22 protein-coding genes and 1 pseudogene are annotated in these 23,380 nt (G+C 71.1%); 10 read left to right on the forward strand and 13 right to left on the reverse strand.

Annotation, left to right across the window (positions count from 1 at the left end; translation table 11 throughout):
- Positions 1-505: pseudogene (locus VGR06_RS30915) on the forward strand (RNA polymerase subunit sigma-24); the annotation flags it as partial.
- A gap of 27 nt (positions 506-532) precedes the next feature.
- Here VGR06_RS30915 and VGR06_RS30920 read toward each other — a convergent pair.
- The gene (locus VGR06_RS30920; RefSeq protein ID WP_327562697.1) at positions 533-1,303 is read right to left on the reverse strand and encodes an alpha/beta hydrolase; all 771 of its coding nucleotides are present in this window, start codon (positions 1,301-1,303) and stop codon (positions 533-535) included.
- A gap of 175 nt (positions 1,304-1,478) precedes the next feature.
- Here VGR06_RS30920 and VGR06_RS30925 point away from each other — a divergent pair, with 175 nt between their 5' ends.
- Together VGR06_RS30925 and VGR06_RS30930 are read left to right on the forward strand one after the other, a co-directional pair.
- Complete coding sequence (locus VGR06_RS30925) at positions 1,479-2,327, forward strand: NAD(P)-dependent oxidoreductase (protein WP_327562698.1); 849 nt, start codon at positions 1,479-1,481, stop codon at positions 2,325-2,327.
- The gene (locus VGR06_RS30930; RefSeq protein ID WP_327562699.1) at positions 2,324-2,476 is read left to right on the forward strand and encodes a hypothetical protein; all 153 of its coding nucleotides are present in this window, start codon (positions 2,324-2,326) and stop codon (positions 2,474-2,476) included. The genes VGR06_RS30925 and VGR06_RS30930 overlap by 4 nt, the downstream gene beginning before the upstream one ends.
- 223 nt (positions 2,477-2,699) lie before the next feature.
- Here the strand turns inward: VGR06_RS30930 and VGR06_RS30935 are convergent, their stop codons facing one another.
- Positions 2,700-3,509 (reverse strand): MOSC domain-containing protein, encoded by an 810-nt coding sequence (locus VGR06_RS30935; protein WP_327562700.1) that lies wholly within the window; start codon positions 3,507-3,509, stop codon positions 2,700-2,702.
- A 25-nt stretch (positions 3,510-3,534) separates the two neighbouring features.
- Entirely contained in the window at positions 3,535-4,506 is a 972-nt protein-coding gene (locus VGR06_RS30940) for a hypothetical protein (protein ID WP_327562701.1), read from the reverse strand.
- Positions 4,507-4,623: 117 nt separating this feature from the next.
- On the opposite strand from VGR06_RS30940, the gene VGR06_RS30945 reads away from it, so the two are divergent.
- Positions 4,624-5,229: a TetR/AcrR family transcriptional regulator gene (locus VGR06_RS30945; RefSeq protein ID WP_327562702.1), complete on the forward strand. Its 606-nt coding sequence runs from the start codon at positions 4,624-4,626 to the stop codon at positions 5,227-5,229.
- A 71-nt stretch (positions 5,230-5,300) separates the two neighbouring features.
- Here VGR06_RS30945 and VGR06_RS30950 read toward each other — a convergent pair whose 3' ends face one another.
- The 4 genes from VGR06_RS30950 to VGR06_RS30965 all read right to left on the reverse strand — a co-directional run bounded on the left by VGR06_RS30950 (position 5,301) and on the right by VGR06_RS30965 (position 10,617).
- Positions 5,301-5,651 (reverse strand): hypothetical protein, encoded by a 351-nt coding sequence (locus VGR06_RS30950; protein WP_327562703.1) that lies wholly within the window; start codon positions 5,649-5,651, stop codon positions 5,301-5,303.
- A gap of 108 nt (positions 5,652-5,759) precedes the next feature.
- Positions 5,760-6,986 (reverse strand): MFS transporter, encoded by a 1,227-nt coding sequence (locus tag VGR06_RS30955; protein WP_327562704.1) that lies wholly within the window; start codon positions 6,984-6,986, stop codon positions 5,760-5,762.
- Positions 6,974-8,308 carry a condensation domain-containing protein gene (locus VGR06_RS30960; protein WP_327562705.1) on the reverse strand — a complete coding sequence of 445 codons (1,335 nt, stop codon included), beginning with the start codon at positions 8,306-8,308 and terminating at the stop codon, positions 6,974-6,976. Before VGR06_RS30960 ends, VGR06_RS30955 begins: the two co-directional genes overlap by 13 nt.
- Positions 8,305-10,617, reverse strand: coding sequence for a tetratricopeptide repeat protein (locus VGR06_RS30965; protein ID WP_327562706.1), 2,313 nt, complete (start codon positions 10,615-10,617; stop codon positions 8,305-8,307). Before VGR06_RS30965 ends, VGR06_RS30960 begins: the two co-directional genes overlap by 4 nt.
- A 362-nt stretch (positions 10,618-10,979) precedes the next feature.
- Between VGR06_RS30965 and VGR06_RS30970 the strand changes: the two genes are divergently transcribed.
- The gene (locus VGR06_RS30970; protein WP_327562707.1) at positions 10,980-12,428 is read left to right on the forward strand and encodes a hypothetical protein; all 1,449 of its coding nucleotides are present in this window, start codon (positions 10,980-10,982) and stop codon (positions 12,426-12,428) included.
- On the opposite strand, the gene VGR06_RS30975 is transcribed toward VGR06_RS30970, so the two are convergent.
- A complete protein-coding gene (locus VGR06_RS30975) occupies positions 12,425-12,850 on the reverse strand; it encodes a hypothetical protein (protein WP_327562708.1) in 426 nt (141 codons plus the stop codon). The two genes, VGR06_RS30970 and VGR06_RS30975, sit on opposite strands and share 4 nt — an antisense overlap.
- Before the next feature lie 165 nt (positions 12,851-13,015).
- On the opposite strand from VGR06_RS30975, the gene VGR06_RS30980 reads away from it, so the two are divergent.
- Complete coding sequence (locus tag VGR06_RS30980; protein ID WP_327562709.1) at positions 13,016-14,326, forward strand: MFS transporter; 1,311 nt, start codon at positions 13,016-13,018, stop codon at positions 14,324-14,326.
- An 83-nt stretch (positions 14,327-14,409) separates the two neighbouring features.
- A complete protein-coding gene (locus VGR06_RS30985; protein WP_327562710.1) occupies positions 14,410-14,742 on the forward strand; it encodes a hypothetical protein in 333 nt (110 codons plus the stop codon).
- Here the strand turns inward: VGR06_RS30985 and VGR06_RS30990 are convergent.
- On the reverse strand, positions 14,739-15,020 hold the full coding sequence (locus VGR06_RS30990) for a DUF4242 domain-containing protein (RefSeq protein WP_327562711.1): 282 nt from the start codon (positions 15,018-15,020) through the stop codon (positions 14,739-14,741). The two genes, VGR06_RS30985 and VGR06_RS30990, sit on opposite strands and share 4 nt — an antisense overlap.
- A gap of 154 nt (positions 15,021-15,174) precedes the next feature.
- On the opposite strand from VGR06_RS30990, the gene VGR06_RS30995 reads away from it, so the two are divergent.
- Positions 15,175-16,095 (forward strand): AraC family transcriptional regulator, encoded by a 921-nt coding sequence (locus VGR06_RS30995; RefSeq protein WP_327562712.1) that lies wholly within the window; start codon positions 15,175-15,177, stop codon positions 16,093-16,095.
- Positions 16,096-16,264: 169 nt separating this feature from the next.
- Here VGR06_RS30995 and VGR06_RS31000 read toward each other — a convergent pair whose 3' ends face one another.
- Together VGR06_RS31000 and VGR06_RS31005 are read right to left on the reverse strand one after the other, a co-directional pair.
- On the reverse strand, positions 16,265-16,807 hold the full coding sequence (locus VGR06_RS31000) for a hypothetical protein (RefSeq protein ID WP_327562713.1): 543 nt from the start codon (positions 16,805-16,807) through the stop codon (positions 16,265-16,267).
- A complete protein-coding gene (locus tag VGR06_RS31005; protein WP_327562714.1) occupies positions 16,804-17,151 on the reverse strand; it encodes a PadR family transcriptional regulator in 348 nt (115 codons plus the stop codon). The genes VGR06_RS31000 and VGR06_RS31005 overlap by 4 nt, the downstream gene beginning before the upstream one ends.
- Before the next feature lie 334 nt (positions 17,152-17,485).
- Between VGR06_RS31005 and VGR06_RS31010 the strand changes: the two genes are divergently transcribed.
- Complete coding sequence (locus VGR06_RS31010) at positions 17,486-18,202, forward strand: alpha/beta hydrolase (RefSeq protein ID WP_327562715.1); 717 nt, start codon at positions 17,486-17,488, stop codon at positions 18,200-18,202.
- A gap of 1 nt (position 18,203) precedes the next feature.
- On the opposite strand, the gene ligA is transcribed toward VGR06_RS31010, so the two are convergent.
- Positions 18,204-20,201 (reverse strand): NAD-dependent DNA ligase LigA, encoded by a 1,998-nt coding sequence (gene ligA / locus VGR06_RS31015; RefSeq protein WP_327562716.1) that lies wholly within the window; start codon positions 20,199-20,201, stop codon positions 18,204-18,206.
- 59 nt (positions 20,202-20,260) lie between these two features.
- Between ligA and VGR06_RS31020 the strand changes: the two genes are divergently transcribed.
- Positions 20,261-21,415, forward strand: a complete 1,155-nt coding sequence (locus tag VGR06_RS31020) for a hypothetical protein (protein ID WP_327562717.1) — start codon at positions 20,261-20,263, stop codon at positions 21,413-21,415.
- Positions 21,416-21,465: 50 nt separating this feature from the next.
- Here VGR06_RS31020 and VGR06_RS31025 read toward each other — a convergent pair whose 3' ends face one another.
- Positions 21,466-23,283, reverse strand: a complete 1,818-nt coding sequence (locus VGR06_RS31025) for a hypothetical protein (protein ID WP_327562718.1) — start codon at positions 23,281-23,283, stop codon at positions 21,466-21,468.
- Positions 23,284-23,380: the final 97 nt, after the last annotated feature.

Below are 23,380 nucleotides of genomic sequence, written 5' to 3' on the forward strand. Positions count from 1 at the left end.
ATTGACCTGTGCCGGTTGCAGCGACCCCGTGGCGGCGATCCTGCCCAGCCCGGCGGCGGTCCGCCAGATCGCCCATCGGGCGCGGTCACACGTCGCGGCGCGCCGGCCGCGCGGGGTCGTTTCCGCGGCGGAGACCCGGAACGCGCTCGAGGCGTTCCGGCGGGCGGCCGAAACGGGCGATCTGCAGAGCCTGCTCGACATCCTCGCGCCGGATGTCGTCTTCCTCGGTGACGGTGGCGGAGCCAAGCAGGCCGTGCTGCGGCCGGTCGTGGGCGCCGACAGCGTGGCCCGCCTGCTGGCCGCCGGGCTGGGCAGGATCGCCGCCACGGGGTCGCTGCAACCGGCACAGGTCAATGGTTACCCGGCGCTCGTTCTCCATTTCGACGGCGAGATCGACACCGTTCTCGCGGTGCGCATCGACGACGGCCTCATCACCGGGCTCTACGCCGTGCGCAATCCCGAGAAGCTGTCGCATATGGAGCGGGAAACCGCCCTGCACCGCTGAGTGCGGCGAAGGCGTCATTCGTCGCGCTCAGCGTGACGAAAGCGTCCTTCGTCGCACGCCGTCGTCGGTGAGGAACTCGGTGAGGATTTCTTCGAGTGCCTGGGGAGTTTCCGCCTGTGGGGTGTGGCCGGCGTCGGGCAGGACCTGCACGGCGTGGCGCCACAGGGTCGGCATGGTGAGCCCGCGGAGGTATTCCAGGTTGACCAGTTGCTCGTGCTGGCCATGGAGCACGGCGATCGGCTGGGTCAGCTTGGCGACGATGTCGACCTGGTTGGCGAACTGGCCTGCCTGGACGCTGGTGAGCAGGTCGGCGCGGGCGGCGCCGTCGGTGGCGAGGATGTCGGCGACGAAGTCGTCGAGCGGCAGGGTTGACTGTGGGGCGAGGAAGCTTTCGGCGTAGGACTGGGCGGCGTCGTGGTCGAGTTCGGCGGTGAATCCGATGTTCACCGCCGGGTTCGGGAGGAACGCTTCGGCGAGTTGGTCGGCGGTGCCGACCGGCGGGGTGCCGAGAATGGCGAATCCGGTGACGTCGGGCAGCCGGGGAGCGGCTTCGAGGGCGATGTTTCCGCCCAGGCTCCACCCGACGATCACCGCGTCCTCGACGGCGAGCTCGGTGAGGAAGCCGGCGAGAATGGTGGCATAGCCCGGCAGCGAGTAGACCTCCGGCCGGGTGGCCGGCGCCGACCGGCCGTGGCCGGGCAGATCCAGCGCCAGACACCGGAACCGGTCGCCGAAACCACCCGCCAGCAACGGTTGCCAGACCCGAGCCGACGACGAGTTGCCGTGTACGAACACCACGGGTCGTCCCCTGCCCGCCGACGCCGTGAAGGCAACCTGCTGATCCCCCACACAGACACTGCGCTCCGACACCACGAATCCTCCCCACCCCGACGGCATGGCGCATTCTGGCATCCCGCCAACCCGCCATCGCCCGCAGTGCCACCGGCCGCCGAACCTGAAAGGATCACGGACCATGAACACGATCTCCAGGATCTGTGTGACCGGCGCGAGTGGGCGTGCGGGACGGGCCACGGTCGCCGAGTTGCTTGCGTACGGCCACGAGGTCGTCGCGACCGATGTTCGGCTACCCGAGCGGGACCTCGGGGTGCCGGTGCTCCGCGCGGACCTGACCGACTACGGGCAGACCGTGGACGTGCTCCAGGATGTGGATGCCGTCATCCACCTGGCGAACATTCCCGCGCCGGGCCTGTACCCGCCGGTGCACACCTTCACCACGAACACGGCGATGAACTACAACGTGTTCAACGCCGCGACCCGGCTCGGGCTGCGCCGGGTGGTGTGGGCGTCCAGCGAGACGACGCTCGGCCTGCCGTTCGACACGCCGCCGCGCTACGCGCCGGTCGACGAGGCGCACTATCCCTACCCGACCACGACCTACGCGCTGTCCAAGGTCACCGCCGAGACGTTGGCCGAGCACCTCGCGGCCTGGTCCGGGATTCCCTTCGTGGCACTGCGGTTCTCCAACATCCTCGGGCCGGCGGAGTACCCGCGGTTCCCGGAGTACTGGCCGGATCCGGCCGCGCGCAAGTGGAACCTGTGGGGCTACATCGACGAGCGCGACGCGGCCGCGGCCGGCCGGCTGGCGCTCGACGCCGCCGTCACCGGGGCCAGCAGCTACATCATCGCCGCGGCCGACACCGTCATGAACCGCCCGTCGGCGGACCTGCTGCACGAGACCTATCCCGGCACACCCCTGAACCGGGAGATCGGCGAACACGAGACGCTGTTGTCCATCGACCGCGCCAAACAGGCACTCGGCTTCAACCCGGAGCATTCCTGGCGGAACCACCTCGACACGTGAATGTGGTTCGGCTCGTGGCGGTCGCCGCCCTCGTGGCCGGCGGGCTCGGCGTCACCGCGGCCGGGGCTTCGGCCTCGACCGACCAGACCTGCAATTTCGCGGTCGCCACGTTTGTCGGCTCCGCTGGCGACGACACGATTCACCCCTAACCATGTTGGCGTCTCACGTCGCCGTGTTGGCGCGCCACGTCGCTGTGTTGGCCTCTGGCGTGGGTGTGTTGGCTGGTGACGACGCCGCCGGACACCGCTGACGGCAACCCCGACGCGCACTCGGCCAACACGGCGACGCCACGAGCCAACATGGCGATGCCACGGGCCAACACGGCGACGTCAGGGGCCAACATGGCGACGTCAGGGGCCAACATGGCGAGCATCACGAAGTGGGCGGCAGCGGTCGCCATTGGGTGACGGTGACGTGGTCGCCGGCGGAGATGTCGCCGGGGGTGAGGACGGCGGCTTTCAGGCCGAAGCTGACGCCGCCTTCGGGTTCGCGGCGGTAGCCGGCCAGGGTGCGCAACGGTTCGTGGCCGGCGCGCACGCCGGCCAGCTGGTCGATCGTGGTGACCGCGCAGCGGATGGCCAGTTCGCCGAAGCCGATTTCCGTGCTGCCGATGGTCATTCGGCCTACCCGGTCCTCGGTGTGCGGATCGGGCCAGCCGCCGATCACGATGTTGGGCCGGAACCGGTTCATCGGCACGGGATTCGCGCCGCGCTCCAGGATCCGCCCGTTCAGTCCATCCAATGAGGACAGTGAGGTGACGAGCAGCGCGGTCGGGTCGGCACCGCCGCGGGCCCGGCTGTCCCTGGCGGGCTCGCGCACCAGGCGGACCGGCCGGTCGAGCACGCCGGAGAGCCAGCCCGCCGCCTCGTCGCCCTGGTCGATCCCGGCCGCCGGCCACTTCTCCACGTCCACGGACCGGACCGCTCCCTCGGTCACCACGTCCAGCGTCAGGTCGTCGGCATCGGGTGCGCCCAGCACGAGCTTGGTGCCCCCGTGCAGGATCCGGCACCGGACCGTCGCCAGCCGCGGTGCCTCGGCCTGCCAGACGGTCACCCCGTCCGTCCCGACGACCGCGAAGAGCCGATCGTGGGCCAATCCGGTCGCGGTGATCTCCGCCCGCTCGACGTCGACCCCGGCGCACCCCTTGATCGGGTAGTACGTCAACGCGGAAACGGTCGCCATGCGGTCCAAAGTACCGTGGCCGTGGCTATTTGCTGATGGTCAGTGGTACCTCGCCGGTGTTCTGCTGCCCCGGCGGGTTTCGGCCGAGGTGGCCGAGGTCGAGGAGCTGAATGGCGTAGGCGCCCGAGGCCGGCCACGGAATGGTGAACCGGACGAGCAGATCGCGCTCCACTTCCTGGGCGCTCAGCAGCTTGATGGGGTATTTCTCGGCCGCCTGGACCGTCCCGTCGGGCAGTTTCAGCCGGAAGTTCTCGTTGGCGATCGTGTGCCCGCCGGGGGTGTTGCCGGTGTACTGGATGTCGACCAGGCAGGCGACGGATCGGTCGTTCTTGCGCAGCTGGTCATGTTCGTTGAGCAGGTCCGCGCGCAGCTGGCAGGCGGTGACCTTGTACCTGAGCTCGGCCACGGCCAGCTCCTGCGGTGCCTGCAGCAGGGTCCGGGGTTCGAGGGTGACGCGTTCCCCGGTACTGCCAAGGGGAACGACGGCCTGTGCGCCGTCCGCGTCGCCGACGGCGATGGTGCCGGTGGCGAGGTCACCGATCGCGGTGGGAACCGCGAACTCGAAGGTGCCTTTGGTGGTGGCCGAGCCCGGCAGGCCGTTCACCCCGGTGAGCGAGCCGTCGTAGTGCTGGCTGTCGAGCTCGAGGGTGAGCGGGACGGAGTTCGGGCCCTGGGTCGTCGCCAGGTTGGTGATGGCGACGTCCAAGGTCAGTATTTCCCCTACGCCCAGCGAGGGAACGTTCGTCGCGGACTCCTTGGCCGGCTCGTAGACCAGCGTGCCCAGCTCGAGCTTGAGCCCGGCATACCAGACGGTCTGGGCGACCTTGACGCGCTGCGGTTTCGGCGCGGGTGCCGGCGACGAGGTGCCGCCGCGGTCGTTCGAGCCGATGCCCGCCCGGCCGGCGGCGGTTTCGGGGGTGTCGGTACCGCAGCCGCCGAGACCGGCGGTGAGCACTGCTGCGGCGATGGTTGCGGTGATGGTGCCCTTGGGTCTCATCAGTCCCTCCCCAAGAAAGATGCACGCACAGTGCACTAACATGGGGCCCCTGTCAAGGGCCTGCGTTTCGGCATGATCGCGCCGTAGATCCGGGGGCGGTAGGTAGCGTTGGCCGGTATGACCACGGACGAGGAGGCACCCGCGACCCGGGTGGACGGCCGCACGCTGCGTGCGGAGCGCACCCGTCGCGCGATCATCGACGCGTTGCTGGCCCTGCACCGGGAAGGGAGCCTCAACAACAGCGCCGCGACGATCGCCGAACGGGCCGGCGTGTCGTTACGCGCGCTGTGGGTCAACTTCAAGGACATCGAGTCGCTGTACGCCGCGGCCGGGACGCGGCTGGCCGAGCAGATGCGGGCCGAGCACCGCCCGATCCCTGCCGATCTGCCGCTGCGCGAGCGGGTCGAGGCGTTCTGCCGGCAGCGGGCCAGAATGCTGGAAATCATGGCCCCGTCCGCGCGGGCCGCCTATCTCAAACTGCCGGTCTCGCCGCAGCTCCGGCGCAACCGGGCGATTCAGATCGGCCGGGTACGCGACGAGATCTCCACATTGTTCGCCGCCGAGCTCGACGCCGCCGGACCGGAGCGCGCCCGTCTCCTCAACGCCCTGCTGATCGCCGCCACGTTCAATGCCTGGCAAATGGGCCGCGACGACCTGGGCCTCGATGCCGCCGAAGTATGCGAAATCATGATCAGGACCATCACGGGCCTGCTCACCCATTGACGCCGCGGACGATCAGCGGTCGCAGCCGCCGTCCTTGACGGGGCGGACGTATGCCCGGATCCCGGCCGGGGCTAACCGTCGAAGCGGAGCTCGAGGGTGTAGTTGTTGTTGTAATAACCGGTTGCGTACCACATACAGCTCCACTCGTTGATCTCCGTGGTCTTGGTCCACAGTGTGGTGATGCTGAAGGCGGGGGTGCCGTCGGTCTGGTCGAGCGTGCAGTACATGGTGAATCGATAGCTCCACTGTGGACTGCCGTCGACGCAGGACCCTATGGCCATTTCGCCCCCGTTCGCCCTGACCGTGCACGTCGGCGGCGGGCTTGCGGCCGCCACGGCCGGCGTGGCCAGGACACCGGCGGCGGTCATCGCCGGCACGAGCACGCGGGACGCCAGCCGCAACCGGCTCCGAATCCCTTTCATTGTTCCTCCCCGTCTCCCGGCCGGATGGCCGGTCCGCGGTCAGTATGGCAGGGCGGGAAATGCCAGGGAGCAAGAAATCGCGATGAAAATTATCGGAATTTGTTGATCTCAGTGCTCCGGGAGGACCGTGTTCTTTCGGCGGTGCAGGGTGAACACCGGTAGCGCTGCCAAGGTGATTCCCGCCGCGCCGAGCCACAACGTGGTCCGCACACCGGTGGCGGTGGCGAGCGCGCCCCCCAGGAAACCGCCGAGCGGCATGACGCCCCAGAGGGTGAACCGGAATGTCGCGTTCATTCTGCCGAGCATTCCCGGCGGGCAGGTCTCCTGCCGGACGCTGATCTGCACCACGTTGAATATCGAGCACCCGGCCCACAGCATGGCGTAGCCGGCGCAGGCCAGCGCCAGCTGTCCGGGTCCGGCGCCCGGGATCAGCAGGGCGAACGGTCCACACACCAGCATCACGCGGGACAGCAGGCGGATCCGGCCGACCCGGCGCGCCAGCGGCTCGGCGACCAGCGCGCCCAGGATGCCGCCCGCGCCGCCCGCGCTGAACAGCAACCCGGCCGCCTCCGGGGTGAGCCGGAGATCGGTGACCAGGTAGATCAGCACGATGGCCTGGATGACCAGGGTGCACAGGTTGATCAACGCGCCGGCGAGCACGATCGGGCGCAGCAGCGGGTCGCCGAAGACGTAGCGCACCCCCTCGGCGATCTCCGTGCCGAGCGCCCGCCGTTCGGGCGCCTCCGGCACCCGGTCCGGTTGGGTGATCATGAGCAGGCACAGGGCGGAGGCGGCGAACCCGCCGGCGATCACCGCGAGCACACCGGGTGCGCGCAGTACGGCGTGCAGCGCGCCGGCGAGCGCCGGGCCGACCAGTTGCCCGATCGCGAGGACGGCGGTGAGCCACCCGTTGGCCGCCACCAGCTGCGTGCGGTCGACCAGCTGCGGCAGGTAGCTCGGGTGGGTCACATCGAAGAGCACGGCCAGCACGCCCACGGCGAGCGCGAGCAGGTACAGCTGGCCGGTCCCGAGCAGCCCGGCCACCGTGGTCACGGCGACCGCGGCGGTGAGCACCGCGCGCCCGACGTCGGTCCATATCAGCAGCCTCCGTTGCCGGACCCGGTCCGCGAGCACCCCGGCGGGCAGGCCGACGAGCAGGAACGCGAGCGTGCCGAGGGCCGAGATGACCGCGATCTGCCACGGTCCGGCGCCGAGCTCGGCCACGGCGATGAGCGGCAGGGCGAAGCGCAGCATCGGGGTGGCGAGCTGGCTGAGCGCCGCGCCCGCCCACAGTGCCCGGAACCCGCCGCTGCGCCAGAGCATCAGGCCGGCCATGCGCGGCGCAGCGTCTCGGCGAACCGCGCCGGCTCGATCTCGGGTGTCTCGGCGAGCGCCAGCCAGAACCGGCGGATCGCCGCGATCACCGGCGCCGGATCCGGCAGCACCTCCGGGTCGGTGTAGGCCGAGATCGACAGCACCTCGCCGACCCAGTGGACCATCAGGTGCAGCCCGTTGTGCGGCGGGACCCCGCGGTGATCGGGCGGTGGCCGCAGCAGGTCCCGCAGCTCACCGCCGTCCGGCGTGACCCGCAGCCCGCCGACCACGGACTCCTGGATCAGCGCCGGCGGCAGCTGGTTGAGCACGAACAGCCGGCGCGCCCGGAGCGCCTCGACGCCGCCGAAGTCGGTGAGCCACTGACCGCGCAGCGGCGGCGCGGCGGCGTTGGCGGCGGCGTGCGCGCCGGCCCACGCGCCCAGCGTCGGTGCCGGCTGCCCGGTCCCGACCGCGAGAACCGCCTCGTGCAGCGGGCCCTGCACGTCCTGCCAGCGCGGGTCGCCGCGGCCGCCGCGGGCGTAGAGCACGGGCAGCGGGCGGTCCGTCCACAGCGCGGTCACGAAGCACAGTGCCGCGAGCAGCAGCCGGCCGCGGGACGCGCCGGTGGCGCCCCGGGCGGCGGTGACGGCCGCCATCGCCTGCGGGTCGAGGGTGAACCGGGCCACCGAGGTCGCGAGGACGTCCGGCCAGCGTTTGGCGCGACCGCCCGGAAATCGGCTCGGCGGCACGGGTTCGGCCATCGCGTCGGCCCAGAACGCGCGGGCGGTTTCCCGCTCCTCGTCGCGGACCGACGCGGCGTGCGCGAGCTCGCCGAAACCCGGGCCGGAGTCGGGTACCGGCCCACCGGCGTAGCAGAGCAGCGCACGGTGCAGGAAGGCGCCGATGCTGAGCCCGTCCCACCACGCGTGATCGGCGCGGATCAGCAGCACGTGCTCGTCCGGCGCCGTCTCGACGACGACGGCGGCGGCGAGCGGGCCGGCCTTCAGGTCGATCGGCGCGTAGGCGGTCGCCGACAGCAGCTCCGCCAACCGGTCCCGGTCGCGCGTGCTCGCGCAGGTCACCGTCATCGGCTCGGTGTCCCGATCCGCGTCCTGGATCAGGCGGTCGCCGTCCGGCGTGCGCCGGATCCGCGTCCGCCACACGTCGTTGCGCCGGGCGCAGGTCCGCAGCGCGCCGGTGAACCGGTCCGGGTCGAGCGGCCCGGCGATCCGGAACACGAACGACGCCCGCGGCATCGGGTTGCTGACCAGCGCTCCGTCCGCGTCGAACGTCCCGACCAGGCAGGCCTCGCGCTGCACGCCGTACGGTTCGACGCTCGTCATGCCGGCTGCGGGATCTGCGGGAGCTTGTCCCACGCCGGCTGGCGCCGTGCCCAGGCCGCGATCAGCGCGCTGTCCCGGCCCAGCACGCCGCGGGCGTGCAGGTCGCGGATCCGGCGCAGCGGGCTGACCCCGGTCGGCCAGTGCTCGAGCGAGCGCCGGTAGCACTCGACGGCGTCCTCGAACTCGCCGAGCTGCTCGTGGCACTGCCCGGCGTTGAACCAGGACAGGCGCCCGTACGGGAACTCGAGGTGCGCCGCGTGCAGGTAGGCGTCGCGGGCCCCGGTCACGTCGCCGGCCTGGTGGCGCAGCTCGCCGAGCTCGAGCCAGGTCTTGGCGTCGACCGGGTCGATCTCCGTGGCGAGCCGCTCGACCAGGCGCAGCGCCTCGGCGTGCTCACCCAGGTAGGTGTGGGTGCGGACGGCGGTCTCGACCGCCGGGAAGTAGTTGTCCGCGGCGATGATCGCTTCGTGGTCGCTGGTGGCGCCGAGCAGCTCGGTCGCGATCCCCAGCCACTGGTCCAGATCCGCGCGGAGCAGCTCCCGGTCACCGGTGACGAACGGCAGGAAGCCCATCGAGCGGAACCACCGGCTGGTCATCAGCAGGCCGCTGAACTCGTCGACCTCGGGGAGCGCGCGGTAGGCGGCCAGGGTGTGCTCGCCCTCCGCACGCCACCACCGCATCGTGTCGGCCTGCCGGAGCCGGGCCGCGTTGACCGTCGCGTTGATCGACGCCACCACCTTCATGCGCAGGTAGCGCGGATCGTCGCCGAGTTGCGCGTAGAGCGTGCGGAACGCCGGATCGAGATCGACCTGGTGGCCGGTGGTGAGCATCTGCTCGGCGAAGATCCAGCTGGCCAGCGCGTAGGCCGCCGCCGGCGTCGGCGCCGGCACGTCCGGTCCGGGCAGCATGTCCCTGGCCTCGGCGTGGAAGCCGACCGCCGAGACCAACCGGCCGAGCAGCGCCCGGTCCAGCAACGGGAGATCCGCCGCGCCGGCGATCCGCTCGCGCAGCTCGGGCGGGCAGCCGTCCGGGGCGTCGAGCCACGTCGAGAACGTCGCCGAGGTGGCGGCGCTGGCATGGCCGTAGACCGCGGCGGTGCGTTCGAGCTCCGCGCGGAACATCGCCGCCGTTGCCCGCTGGGGGTGGATCTCCCGGAACCACGGTTCGCGGTTCTCGACGACGGCGGCCAGCGACAGCAGCGGGGTGTGGTTGGTGACCGGTGGCGCGTCGGCCGCGGCGAGGGCCGGCGGCTGGAGATCGAGGAAGGCCCGGTAGCGCTCGATCGGCAGCGGATGCGGGGTGGGCGCGGCGATCCAGCGGGCCGTGTCGGCGACCGTGCCGGGAAGTCCGGACACGGACGTCGCGATCTCGTCGCGCCGCTGAGCCATCAGGTCGGCGAGCGGGCCGGTCGGCGCGGTCGGGTCCAGCTCGAGCAGGCCGGTGAGCGCGGCCGTGCGTTCACAGAGCCCCAGCCTCGCCGCGCTGAGATAGGCCGCCCGGGCTTCGGCGACCCGGCCGCGTGCTCGGGCTGCCGCGGCGACGGCGAGTTGGGCCGGCGCGCCGGTCGGGTCGAGCCCGGCTGCGGCGGCGGCGAACTTCTCGGCCTCGGCGGGTTGGCCGGTGGCCGCGGTGGCGGCGAGCAGCAGGCCGAGCTCCGCCTCCTGGAGCAGCCCGTCGAGGAGCGGCTGGGTGCCCGCGCGCGCTGACGTCAGGGCCTCGCGCATGCCGGTGACCGCCGCCGGATCCGCGGCGCCCGCGGCCAGTTCGCGGCGCAGCAGCCGGGCGGCGGCGAGCACCCCGACCGGTGCTTTCCGTGCCATGCCGGCGACAAGCGCGCGGGCGGTGTCGAGCGCCGCCGGGTCGCCGCGATCGGCGGCATACAGCGACGCCGCGAACGCCACCGGGGCCGGGGCGTCGTCGAGGTCGGGGGCGGCCGCGTCGCCGGCCATCGCGCCGAGCAGCGCGGCCCAGCCGCGGTCCAGCGCCGGTGCGTCCGGGAGCACCCGCCGGGCGAGGGCCGCGCACCGCGCCCGCTGACCGAGCTGCAGTGCCAGCCGGGCCGCCCACGCCAGCTCGCCCGGTTCGGTCGCGGCCGGCGCCGGTGGCTCGTCGATGTCCTGGAGCGCGCCCGCGCGTACGAGCAGGGGCCGCAGCTCGGGCGCCGGCACCTGGTCGGGGTGCCAGCCGAGGGTGTCCTGTCTGGCCCGCGCCCACTCCAGCACCACCCGGGCGGGCACGGACGGCGCGATCTCGGCGTCCGCGGTGAGATCCATCAGCGGCTGCAACGGAAGCACGGCATAGTCACGCACGGCCGGTCATCTCTCCTCACGGCGGACGGCGACGGAAACAACGGGGTCCATGGCGGGCGGCGCGCCGCCCGCCATGGAACGAAACGCATCAGTTGATGACCGCGTTGATCAGACCGAGAGCGGAACCTTCGAGGTCTTCGTAACGCTCCATACCAACACCTCCCCTCCGCTGCTGGCTTCCATCGAATCCCTCAATTCGACGGATTGTCTGACCGTAGCGAGGTTCGTCGCCGCCAAGCAAGTAGGGAGCAATTCGGGCAATTCAGAATCGGATTTTCTCCCGGATTCCATCGAATGGACCATTCGGTTGGGCCGGAAGATCGGCAGCCAACCGACTGCGGCGCGGCCCTACTATCAACCCCGTGTCCGTGTCGGCGCTCGCCCGGCTTGTCTCGGTAGTCGCGGTCGTCACCGGCTACGTCGCGTTGCATCTGGTGATCAGCGCGGGAATGGACCTGCGGGACCGCGCGCGGTTCCAGGACGCGCCGGCGCACGCCGCCGCGCTCGTGGCCGCGCTCGATCGGTACGCGGGCGGGAACGTGTCCGCGGGCGACGCCATCCTCGAGCAGCGGGCGTGGTTCGACACGAACCGGCCGGCGGCGGGGGAGACCAGGGCCGCGGTCACGCTCACCACGGATGCCGCGCTGGACGGCGACATCGCCGTCGCGCGGCTGTTCGCCGGCGATCTTGACCAGCGCATCGACCAGAACCAGGCCGGATACGACCGGGAGCTCCGCTCCTCGGCCAGGACCGCGCTGGTGTGGCTGCTGCCTTCCGGGCTGCTCGTCGCGCTGGCCCGGTGGCTGCGGCGCCGGCGCCGGCGGAGCGTGGCGGACGTCGTCGAGCTGGTCCGGCGGTACGTGCCGGACCGGCCCTGGTGGCGGCGGCCGGTGTTCGTCGTGCTCAACGGGTTCGGATTTCTCTTTCTGGTGCCGGGTTTCTTCGGCGTCATCACGGCGACCCAGGCACACCAGCTGCCGGTGGTGGCCCGGCTGCTCACCGGGCTCGGGGCGCTGATCGCAATCGCGGCCGGCACGCTGATCCTGCGCCAGTCCCGCCACCGCACCGCGCGGGGCGCGGCGTCCGCGCTCCGGGCCGACGGCCGCCGCCCGGTGCTGTACCTGCGGAGCTTCGCCGACGACGAGACCGCGGCCACGGTCGACCGGATGCCGGGCGGGGTGGAGGTCTCGGCCCTCAGCATCTACTCCCGGGAGGAGCAGCTGGCCGGGGCGCTGAGCGCGGTCGGGCCGGTCATCGCGGTCGGCCGGCCGGGCGAGCCGCTGCCGTACCTTGGTGCGGCGCGGTTCTACCTGCCGGACGACGAGTGGCGGGCCGGAGTGCGCACGCTGATGGACCTGTCCCAGCTCATCGTGTTGCGCCTGGGCGTGGGCGAGGGCCTGTGGTGGGAGGTCGAGCAGGTGCGCGCCACCCAACCCGCGCACAAGCTGGTCCTGCTGATGCCGGGCCGGTGGGCGGATCTGACCGAACAGCTGGCCGAGCACCTCCCGACGCCGTCCCGGATCAGGGAAGTTGCCGGCGGTGATCCGTGGACCTCCGCCGTCGTCACCTTCGACCAGGCCTGGAAGCCGCACACGTACCCGGTGCCGGCGCACGACAGGAAGAAGCCGATGGCCACGTCCGCGCACCGGGTCGCCGGAGCCATGCAGGCCGCGCTGGCCGCCGTGGGCGTGCACAAGCGGACCATGGCCCTCCGGGTCGGGCTGCGTTCCTTCTCCAGCATCGGCAGGTTCCTGCTGCTCGTCCCGGTCGCGGCCGTGCTGATCCGGGTGTGGTTGCTCCTCGCCGGCTAGCGGATGTGCACGAGCTTCGGGCCGAACGAGGTCACCAGGCAGTCGGCGCCCGTGCTGCGGTCGCAGGCGTAGCCCGAGACGGACGCCTCCGCGCGGCCGCCGGCGAACGGCCCGCCGACGCTGTCCACCGGCGCCGACCAGGTCTGCCGGCTGCCGTCGCACACCGTCAGGAAGAGGTAGCCGTACCCGGTCACGCTCGGCTGCTCCACGGTCAGGTCGACCACGCCGTCGGAGTTGGGGGAGAGCGGACCGCAGGTGTAGTGGCCGGTGGCCACGACCTGCAGCCCGCCGGGCTGCAACCGGAGCACGCTGTCCAGCGACACCTGCAGGACCGGGTCGGCGGTCGCCGCCTGGCCGGAACCGAACACCGCGGCCGCGACGGCCGCCGTCACCACGCCGAGCCGACGCAGTTTGTGCCTCATTGTCGCCACAGGGCTACCGTCGCGCGCCGCGTCCGCGGCGGCAAGACCGCGTTTGGCTCAACCAACGGGTATTAGTCGCCCTAGGTTCCTCGGTCACGTGTTGCGCCTGCGGACGGTTAATTACGGCCGTATCGGGTAGTCACGGTGGGACACCTGGAGGTGCGCATGGCTGCCATCGCGGTCGAGGCCAGGGGCGTGCGGACCGCGCGGCGGCGTGCGGTGTTCGCCAGCACCATCGGCACATCCATCGAGTGGTACGACTTCTTCCTGTACGGCACGGCCGCGGCGCTGATCTTCCCGAAGTTGTTCTTCCCCGGCAGCCAGCCGTTCACCGGGGTGCTGGCGTCCTTCACCACCCAGTTCGTCGGGTTCGCGGCGCGGCCGATCGGCGCGGCGATCTTCGGGCACTTCGGGGACCGGATCGGGCGCAAGGCGACCCTGATCACCACGCTGCTGCTGATGGGGATCGCCACGTTCCTGATCGGACTGCTGCCCGGCTACGCCAGCATCGGCGTGCTCGCCCCGATTCTGCTGGTGCTGCTGCGGATCGCGCAGGGCATCGGCGTGGGCGGCGAGTGGGGTGGTTCGGTGCTGCTGTCCATGGAATGGGGTGAGCGCGAGAAGCGTGGGCTGATGGCCAGCATGCCGCAGCTCGGGGTCCCGGTCGGACTGCTGCTGTCCACCGGGATCTTCAAGCTGATGAGCGCGGTGTCCGGCGGCGGGTTCGACTCGTGGGGCTGGCGGGTGCCGTTCCTGCTGAGCATCGTCCTGGTGGGCGTCGGGCTCTACGTCCGGCTGCGGGTGCTGGAGTCGCCGGTGTTCGCGGCCGTGCGGCAGGCCGAGGCCGTGGTGCGGCTGCCGGTCTGGGAGGCCATCCGGCGCTACCCCGGGCAGATCCTGGCCGCGGCGTTCGTGCGCATGTCGGAGCAGGCGCCCTTCTACCTGTTCATCACGTTCGTGCTCACCTACGGCACGAAGAAGCTGGGGTTGAGCCAGAACAGCCTGCTCAGCTACACCATGGTGGCCGCTGCGCTCGGGCTGGTCAGCGTCCCGCTGTTCGGCTGGCTCTCCGACCGGTACGGCCGGCGCCTGGTGTACGGCACGGGCATCGTCGCCACCGCGGCGTTCGCATTCCCCTACTTCGGCCTGCTCAACACGAAGATGTCCGGGCTCGTCCTGCTCGCCATCGTCGTCTCGCTCGTGGTGCACGACGTGCAGTACGGCCCGCAGGCCGCGCTGATCGCGGAGAGCTTCGACAGCACCGTGCGCTACTCCGGTGCCGGAATCGGCTACCACCTCGCCTCGGTCCTCGCCGGCGGCCCCGCTCCGCTCATCGCCACCGCGATCCTGCAGCACACCGGCTCCAGCACCTGGATCAGCCTCTACATCATCGGCTGCGCGATCCTTTCCCTGATCGCCCTCCTCGTCATGCCCCGCCGCGCCCCGACCGAGGAGGCTCCGGCACTTAAGGTCTGAATTCGCCGCACGATCGGGCAGCCTTTGGCGTCGATTTACGAATCGGCAAGAATGGCGCCAGGATCGACGAGAGGGAGTTCGCCGTGCCCGAGCTTGACCCGCCGCGGTTTCGCCCTGCCCTGGCAACGGATGCCGCGGCCATTGCGGAGTTGCACGCGGACAGCTGGCGCCGGCACTACCGGGGTGCGTACGGCGACTCCTATTTGGACGGTGACGTCGGCGCCGACCGCGCGGCGGTGTGGCACGGCCGGTTCCGGTCGTGCCGGGCCGCGCAAGCCTTCTACCGGTCGATGGGCAGCACCTGCGTGGAGCGCGACGACGTGCCGGCCCCGGGCGGGGTGCCGGGCCGGCTCACCGGCACCCCCGCCTGCCTGCGCCTCGTCTGGCGTGACCCCCGGCACCTGCTCCGAATCTAATCGGCTCCCCGGTAGAAATACGGGTCGAGGACGCTGACCTCGGTGATCGCGTCGATGGGAAGGCCGTTGGTGGTGGCCGCGGCGCGGATGGCTTCGGGTGACGGGCCGTCGTAGATGCAGAACGTCTTGGTCCGGTCCGGGGAGACGTAGGAGTGCAACCAGGTGACCTCGTGCTTGAGGTTGCCGTGGACGACGGTGAGGCAGGCCTTGCTGCCGTCCTCGTTCAGCGGAATGTCGAGCCCGTCCGGGAAGGTTCTTTCGATCAGATATCTGGGCAAGGGAATTCCTTTCGTACGTCGGTTGCCACCGGGTTTTATCGTCGCCGGCGGCCGCTTTGCGTCTGGCAGGATGAGTCTCATGCGGGCTCACCTGTTTGGCCATGACCGCGCGCCCGCCGTAGTTGACCGCGAACCCACTCCGAGGCTGGCGGACGTGCTGTCGGGGCTGCGCGTCCAGGGAGCGATCTTCCTGCGCGGCGAGTACTCCGAGGCATGGTCGTTCGAGTCGATGCGGGCCGAGGACATCGTCGACGCGCTGCTGTTGGATGTCGAGCGGGTCCTGCTGTTCCATGTGATCGGCTCGGGGCGCTGCTGGGTCGAGCCCATCGGAGGCGAGCGGCTGTGGGCCAACGCCGGTGACGTGATCGTCCTGCCGTACGGCGACGCGCACCGCATGGGCGGGGTTCAGGACGCGGCCAGCGTGCCGGTGTCGGCGCTGATCGGGCCGCAGCTGGGGTCGGACATCCCGATGATCCGCTACGGCCAGGGCGGTGCGCGGACCAGCGTCTTCTGCGGCTTTCTGAGCTGTGACGATCCGCTGTTCGACCCGCGGCTGCGAATGTTCCCGCCGGCCTTCGTGGTCAGCCCGGCGCCGGGACCGGCCCGGGACTGGGTGACCGCGTCCGTGACCTACGCGCTCGCGACCGGCGGCGGCTTCGATACGCCGCCGCAACTGCCACAACTGCTCCTCAGCGAAGTGCTGCGGCTGCACCTGCAGAACGCCCCCGCCGCCGACCGCGGCTGGGCGCGGGCCCTGCGCGACCCGGTCCTGGCGTCGGTCCTGGCCCTCATCCACGGCCACCCCGACCGCAAGTGGACCGTCGCCGGCCTCGCCGAACAAGTCGCCGTGTCAGCGTCTCTCCTGGACGAGCGCTTCCGCGACATCCTCGGCCTCCCCCCGATCCGCTACCTCACCGGCTGGCGCATGCACATCGCCCGCGACCTCCTCACCACCAGCAGCCTCGGCATCGCCGCCATCGCCCGGCGCGTCGGCTACGACTCCGAAGAAGCCTTCAGCCGCGCCTTCAAACGCGCCCACGGCCTGGCCCCCAGCACCTGGCGCAGCACTCGCTAGCGCCGCGTCACGGAGCGTTCGGTCGGTAATCCCGCAAGACTTGGCAAGACCGGCTCTGCGAACGCAGAACATGGCTACGCGAAGGCGGGACATGGCTACGGGAAGGCGGGACATGGCTACGGGAAGGCGGGACACGCCGAGACGGTGCGAGCAGGGAACCCGAGCTGGCCTAGTCGCCGGTTCGCAACTGGGTGCGGGAGCGGGGGCTCCAGGTCAGGGCCAGTGCGGTGAACATCATGGGTTGGGCGAGGAAGTGGGCTTTTCCGTCGCTCTGGCTTGTGGCGGCCCGGTCGGTGAGGTGCCCGGGGGTGAGCTGGGCGACTCGGGCCAGGGGAGTTTGGGTCGCCAGGGTGGGGGTGAAACGGCTTTGCGGGTGATGGTGGCGCGGGGTCCAGCCGGCCGCGCGGGCGTTGCGGCGGGCGCCGGTCAGGCAGCCGAAGGCGAACGTGAAGCCGTTGATGAGGCTGGTGATCGGCCTTTCGTGGTAGGTGTGGAACAGGATGGTGCGCAGCTCTTCTTCGAGAAGCGCCTCGTCGTGCAGTTCGGCGCGCATTTCCGCGGGTAGGCGCCGCCGGGCGAGGTGCAGGACCGCGAAACACAATCCGGGCAGCCGGCCCTCGATCTCCTTGCCGATCAGGTCCAGGATGACCTTGCCGATGACGAGCGCGACCACACCCACGAGTGTCGCCGCGACCAAACCGATGGTGCTCATGTCGTTCCCCGGGCCAGTCCGGGCCTGCCTACCCGGCGGGCGGATCGCGGGACCTCGTACAGCGCCTGGGACTGCTGCAGCGCCCGCACCGCCGCCACCGCACCACCGGGCGTCAACGTGTAGTACCGGCGCGCCGGCCGACCCGCGATCTTCGGGTCGATGTCCTCGGTCTCCGCGGCGAGCCAACCGGCCCGCCGTAACTTGGTCAGCAGCGGGTAGAGGGTGCCCGCGGAGATCCTCAATTGCTGCATCAAATTGAAACCGAACTGCGGCTCGGCGACGTCCCGCAGGAAGATCTTGACCACGGCTGCCATTCGCGGCGTCAATTCCAGATCTTGTTCCACACCGTGAGTCTACGACCACTGTCGGCCATCGATATAGCTTCGAGCAGGCAATTCATCCATTCGGATGAAATGATCGTTGACCGTTCGGCCGTCAGGTGCTGGGCGGTTCGAGGTCGATTTCGAGCCGGCGTCGGGACTGCGCGCTGATGACGTCGGGATGGTGGTCCACGGTCAGCCCAGCGCCGCGGCGAGCGCTCGCATGCCCGCCGCCCAGTCCGTGGTGAGGTCGGCGTACTTGCTGCTCCACGGCCGGGACCCGAGCACCGACCCTACTGTAGTCAGCCGGGCGGACCTCGTCGTAGGTGCGACGACGCCGGAAGGGAACGGAAGGCAGATGGCGACATTCGTTCTGGTTCACGGGGCGTGGAGTGGCGCGCACGACTTCCGCCGGGTTCGCGGGCCGTTGCGGGCGGCCGGGCATGAGGTGTTCACGCCGAGTCTGACCGGTATCGGTGAACGGGTTCACCTGGTCAGTCCTCAGGTGTGCCTGACCACGCACATCACCGATGTGGTCAATGCCGTGCGCTATGAGGATCTGTCCGAGATCGTGTTGCTGGGCTGGTCCTACGGCGGGTTCGTGATCAGCGGTGCGTTGGAGTACCTCGGTGACCGGGTCCGGCATCTGGTCTATCTCGACGCGTTCGTTCCCCGGGACGGTGAGTCGGTCGAGGGTGCCGTTTCGAACGGGTTCGGGCGGCGGCTGCCTGAGCTGGGGGCCAGTTGGCTGGTCGCGCCATTGATGCGCGAGTTCGACGACCCGGAGGTCGGCGCGTGGGTCACCCGGCGGCGCACGCCGCAACCCGTCGGCACGTTCACCGAGCCGGTCCGGCTGGCGCGTCCGGTCGAGGACTACCCGTGCACCCGCACCTACGTCAAGGCGACCGCGGACGCGCGCACGAACCCCCCTGGGCCGTTCTGGCTGGCCGCCGACCGGGTCCGGAACTCGCCCGCCTGGCGGTACCGGGAGATCGACACCAACCACATGGTTCCGGTCAACCGGCCCGACGAGCTGGCCCGCCTGCTGCTGGACCTGATCAGCGCCGGCGGCTGAGTCAGGTGATTCCGGCTGCGATGAGTTGTTGCCAGATCACTGCTTGGTCGACGATTTCGACGCCGAGTTTTTCGGCTTTGGTGAGTTTGCCGGCGCCGACGTCGGCGCCGGTGATGAGCAGGTCGGTGCTGGCGGAGACGGAGGAGGCGGTGGTGGCGCCGGCTTTTTCGCAGAGGCGTTGGAATGTGGGGCGGGGGACTTTCTCGCCGGAGCGGGGGTCGCTGATCGCGCCGGTGATGACGACGGTTTTGCCGGCCAGGGGTGCGCCGGCGGCGATGACGGGTGGGAGGTCCTCGTCGCGGACGTCGAGGGAGACGCCGCGCTCGCGCAGGCGGTGAATTTCGGGCCGGAGGCGGGTGAGGTGCTCGGTGAGGGAGGCGGCGACCTTGGGTCCGATGTCCTCGACGGCGACGAGCCGTTCCTCGCCGGCGTCGGCGATCTCCTCGAGCGAGCCGAAACCTGAGCGGCACAGGCGAGCGGCGGTGCCTTCGGAGGCCATGGGGATGGCCAGGCCGATCAGTGCCCGGCGCAGCCCGACCTGGCGGCTGGCGTCGATGGACTCGATCATGCGCTGGGCGGAGATGTCGCCGATGCGGTCGAACTCCAGCAGCGTTTCGGTGGTGAGGGTGTAGAAGTCGGAGGGGTGTTCGAGGAGCCCGGCTTCGGCGAGCCGTTCGATCCACACCGGACCGATGGCCTCGATGTCCGCCGCGGCGCGGGAGGCCCAGTGCACGAGCCGGCGGACGGTCTGGGCAGGGCAGGAAACGTTGGTGCAGAACAGTTCACGGCTGTTGCCCTGCTCGACCACCGCCTGCCCGCAGGAGGGGCACACGGCAGGCGGCACGATTTCCCGTTCGGCGCCGGTGCGCTGGGAGGCGTCGAGTACGCCGGCGACGAAGGGGATCACGTCGCCGGCGCGGCGCACCAGCACCGTGTCGCCGATCCTGATGCCGCGGGCGCGGATCACCTCCTGGTTGGCCAGGGTGGCGCGGGTGACCGTGGTGCCGCCGACGAACACCGGCTCCAAAGCGGCGACCGGGGCGATCTTGCCGGTCTTGCCGACGTCCCAGAGCACATCGGACAGGACCGTGGTCTTCTCCTCGGCGGCGAACTTGTAGGCCAGCGCGCCGCGGGGCGAGGCCGAGCGGGTGCCGGCGGCGGCATAGGCGTCGCGGTTGGCCAGCCGCAGCACGGCGCCGTCGAGGTCGTAGTCGAGATCGTTGCGCCCCGACTCAATCTGCTCGATCACGATTTGCGCGGCGGCCGGGTCGGCGCAGTGGCGCATGTCGGCGGCGTCGAACCCGAGCGCGCGCAACCCGGCCTCCAGGTCGGCGCCGGCACCGGCGGGGTCGCCGGTGGTGTCCAGGTCGAAGGCGAAGAACCGCAACCGCCGCTCGGCCACCACGGCCGGATCCTTGGCCCGCAGCGTGCCGGCCGCGCCGCCGCGCGGGTTGATCAGCGGCCGGTCCGGATGCGCGGCGTTGTAGGCGGCGAACGTGGAACGCAGCATCACCGCCTCGCCGCGCACCTCCACCCGGCCCGGTGCGTCGACCCGCTCCGGAATCCCGTCGGCCAGCGCCCGAATCAGGACGGTGACGTCCTCGCCGGTCGTCCCGTCCCCCCGGGTGACCGCCCGCGCCAGCCGGCCGTCCTCATACACCAGCGCCAGCGACAACCCGTCCAGCTTCGGCATCACCACCACCGGCTGGCCGGGAAAGCGGGCGAAGAACGCCTCCACCTGCTCCGGCCGGGTCGCCTTCTCCAGCGACAGCATCGGCCGCGAGTGCCGGACCGGCGCGTGCAACACGCCCGGCGCGCCCACCTGCTCCAGCGGGTTCGGCTCCGGCGCCCACTCCGGATGCGCCTCGATCAACCCGCGCAGCTCGTCCTCGATCGCGTCGTACTCCGCGTCCGCCACCAGCGGCGCACCCCGGTAATAGGCGTCACGCAGCGTCGTGACCTGGGCAGCGAGTTCCTGAATCCGTTCACGGGCGCTCACGGCGCACCACGCTAGCGGGTTTCGTGCCTATCGTGAGTCCGGCGGTGTGGAGGTGCTGGATGGCGGGTGCGAGGTGGTTCGCGGCGCTGCGCCGCCGCAGGCTCGGCGTGGCGCTGGCGGTGGTGCTGGTCGGCGCGACGATTCCGTTGGTGCGTACGGGCTTGCGGCCGGTGCCGGACGAGGAGCCGGACGACACGACCGGGCCGGCCGTCGAGCCGACCACCTCCTTCGTCTACGACGTCGACGTCGACCTCCACGGGCAGGTGCAGGGGTACGCGCTGCGGGCGGTCTGCCCGGTCCGTTCGGGGGCGGGCCCGTGCACGACCGAGGTGCTCTACACCGAGAACGGCGTGCGGTGGGCCATCCAGAGCCGGCTGCCCGCGACCGGCGACAGTTCCGTCCCCAGGCTGGATCGCCGGATCCAGACGCTGGGCCCGAGCAAGGTGGTGGTGGAGGCCCGGACCGAGCGGTGGTACAGCGGTGACTCCGCGCTGACCTGGCAGCGGGTGCCGGTCGAGCCGGATATGAGCGTGCCGGCCATCCCGGCGGACGCGGTGCTGGAGACCCGCTGCTTCGTGGTCACCTCGGCGTGCCGCGGCCCCGGCCAGCTGCTCGTCACGCTCCCCGACTCGGGCCGGTCGGCGATCCTGGCGAACCCGCCGGCCCTGGATCAGTTGGCACCAGGGCGGATCCCGGCGGCCGACGGCGGCTGGTGGGCCTCCGGCCAGGATCCGGCCACCGGGCGCTGGTTGCTGGCGGTGAGCCGCGACGCCGGGCGCGGCTGGACGGTCACCCCGCTGCCGCCGTTCACCGGCACCCCGCAGGCCGGCATCGCGGTCACCGCCACACCGAACGCGCTGTACGCGGCGGCGGTAGGGCAACTGCCGGACACCGCCGCCGGCCTGCTCGCGATCTTCCGCAGCACCGACGGCGGCGTCACGTGGACGGTGGCCTGGCAGGCCCGCGACGGCAGCCAACCCCGCTCCATCGCCGGCACCCTGATGGCCGCACCGGACGGCTCGGTCACCGTCACCAGCCAGGACGGCGGCACCTACGTCAGCACCGACGGGGCCGCGACCTTCCACCAGAACCCGGGCCCGGCCCGCCACGCGAGATGGACCCGGATCGGCTACATCGCCAGTTTCGGCGGCACATCCGGCCAGTACACCTGGTCCCGCGACGGCACCCGCTGGCAGGACTTCAATGTCGGATAGTTTCAGTGTTGAATAGTCCAACTCCTGTCAAGGAGAGGCGGTACAGCGGGTTACGCGATTCCTCCGCCGGGGGCTCTCGGCAGGGTTCCGTTGACGCAACCGGCGAGGGCGCCGCGGCCGGCGGCGTTGGGGTGTGGCCAGCCGGGGAGGAAGGCCCAGTTCGGGATGCCCCACGACATCAGTCGCATTTGGACGAATCCCGGACCGTTGAACCAACCCAGCGCGCAGACGGCCTGGATCCGGTTGGCGTTCCCGCCGAAGAACGCCCAGACGATCTGTGCGATGAGGATGCCGATCTGGATCCAGCCGTTGAGCATCCCGGTGGCCCGCTGCGCGGCCTGGACGCAGTTCGCCGGGAGGTTGGCGTCGCGGGCCCAGATGTAGTAGAGCAACTGGCGGACCTGCGCGCCGGGGTCGGCGGTGATCAGTTGCAGCGCGATGTTGGCGACGTTGGCGGTGATGACGCCGGAGACCGCGACGCCGTTCCAGGCGGGCGGGACCGCTCCCGGCGGGGCTCCCGGGTTGCCGGCGGGGTTGCCGAACACCCAGTCGTTGCACGCGACGCGGTTGGCGACGGCCCAGCGCGGCGCCGGCGCGACCCACTGGGTGACCGGGAAGCCCAGCTGGCGGGAGACGAGCTGGGTCGCCGTGGGAACCCAGTTGGTGTCGTTGATGCCGGCGGTGGCGACGGCGACGTTGGCCCAACCAGGCCGGCTCGGCCAGCGGCGCAGAACCGCCGTGGCGTCGCCGATCTGCGGCACGACCGGCTGCGAGACGACGCCGCACGGGTTGGTGTACGGCACGGTGGTGAGCACGTCGGTGGTCGACGAGCCGCTGTGCGCGAAGTTGAAGTAGCGCGGCCACGCGACGCCGATCAGGCCGCGGAGCACGCCGGCCCAGCTCGAGCCCGGGTTGGCCGCGTTGAATCCCGGGTCGTCACACGTGGTGCGCCACACCGGCCCGATCGCCGGGGGACGGGCCTCGTGGCCGGAGGTGACCGAGTCGCCGACGGCCACCAGCAACGGGTCCGGCGGCGGTGGCGGCGCGGCCGTCGTTGTCGTGGTGGAGGTCGTGGTCGTCGTCGGGAGGGTCACCGTGGTGGTCGTCGTGGTCGGCCCGGTGGTGGTCGTGGTCGGGACCGTGGTCGTGGTGGTCGGGACCGTCGTGGTGGTGGACGGAACGGTGGTGGTGGTCGTCGGGACCGTCGTGGTGGTCGACGGAAGCGTGGTGGTGGTGGTCGTCGGCTCCGTGATCGTGGTGCTGGTGTCCGTGGTGATCGTCGTCGGCAGGCTGGTCCGGGTGGTCGAGGTCGGCGGCGGCAGCACGGTGCTCGTCGGGGTCGGGTCGGGCGGCGGTTGGTCGTCCGGGAAGCCGAACCACGTCCGGTACTGCTCCGGCAGCACCGGCGGATCCTGGCGCAGCCCCTCGATCAGGTCGGCCGGGGCCCCGGCCGCCTCCATCGCGTCGATCAGCTCCGGGGTGAGCGTGTCGGTGGGGTCGCGGGGTTCCTCCGGCGCCGGGGTGTCGTCCGGTTCGTCTGCCACATCCGGAATCCTCTCGGGAAACTGCTGGCCGGCGCCCGCCTGGCTGATCCGGTCGAGAATCGAGCGGCAGGCCGGCGGCGCGCTGTCGTACGACTCGGCGCCGGCGCACTCACCCGTGGCGAACAGACCCAGCAGCGCGGGTAAGCCACCAGGGTAGCTCTGGCTCACGGAAAGGACGCCCGCCGCGATCTCGCCGGTCGACACCGATCGTGCCGTCGCGGCGGCGGTGTTGTTGCTGGCTAATTGCGTCGTCAGCAATGCCGCGACGAGAGTGACGACCACTCCCGCGGCACTGAAGGCAAATCGTTTCGATCTGTGGCGCATGCCGACTCCTGTCAAATGTAATCGACCCCCTACACAGCGTAGGCATCGAGGGGAGCGGTGGGACATCCACTGATCAGCCGCACGGTTTGGCAACTGG

Source organism: Actinophytocola sp. (genome assembly GCF_036002505.1).
Classification (GTDB): domain Bacteria; phylum Actinomycetota; class Actinomycetes; order Mycobacteriales; family Pseudonocardiaceae; genus DASYTH01.

Coding starts and splice junctions, on each gene's coding strand:
- VGR06_RS30945 (WP_327562702.1), top strand. CDS start 4,624: ATGACCACGGACGAGGAGGCACCCGCGACCCGGGTGGACGGCCGCACG.
- VGR06_RS31000 (WP_327562713.1), bottom strand. CDS start 16,807: ATGAGCACCATCGGTTTGGTCGCGGCGACACTCGTGGGTGTGGTCGCG.
- VGR06_RS30975 (WP_327562708.1), bottom strand. CDS start 12,850: ATGAGGCACAAACTGCGTCGGCTCGGCGTGGTGACGGCGGCCGTCGCG.
- VGR06_RS31010 (WP_327562715.1), top strand. CDS start 17,486: ATGGCGACATTCGTTCTGGTTCACGGGGCGTGGAGTGGCGCGCACGAC.
- VGR06_RS30940 (WP_327562701.1), bottom strand. CDS start 4,506: ATGAGACCCAAGGGCACCATCACCGCAACCATCGCCGCAGCAGTGCTC.
- VGR06_RS31025 (WP_327562718.1), bottom strand. CDS start 23,283: ATGCGCCACAGATCGAAACGATTTGCCTTCAGTGCCGCGGGAGTGGTC.
- VGR06_RS30955 (WP_327562704.1), bottom strand. CDS start 6,986: ATGGCCGGCCTGATGCTCTGGCGCAGCGGCGGGTTCCGGGCACTGTGG.
- VGR06_RS30980 (WP_327562709.1), top strand. CDS start 13,016: ATGGCTGCCATCGCGGTCGAGGCCAGGGGCGTGCGGACCGCGCGGCGG.
- VGR06_RS30960 (WP_327562705.1), bottom strand. CDS start 8,308: ATGACGAGCGTCGAACCGTACGGCGTGCAGCGCGAGGCCTGCCTGGTC.
- VGR06_RS30935 (WP_327562700.1), bottom strand. CDS start 3,509: ATGGCGACCGTTTCCGCGTTGACGTACTACCCGATCAAGGGGTGCGCC.
- VGR06_RS30925 (WP_327562698.1), top strand. CDS start 1,479: ATGAACACGATCTCCAGGATCTGTGTGACCGGCGCGAGTGGGCGTGCG.
- VGR06_RS31020 (WP_327562717.1), top strand. CDS start 20,261: ATGGCGGGTGCGAGGTGGTTCGCGGCGCTGCGCCGCCGCAGGCTCGGC.
- VGR06_RS30950 (WP_327562703.1), bottom strand. CDS start 5,651: ATGAAAGGGATTCGGAGCCGGTTGCGGCTGGCGTCCCGCGTGCTCGTG.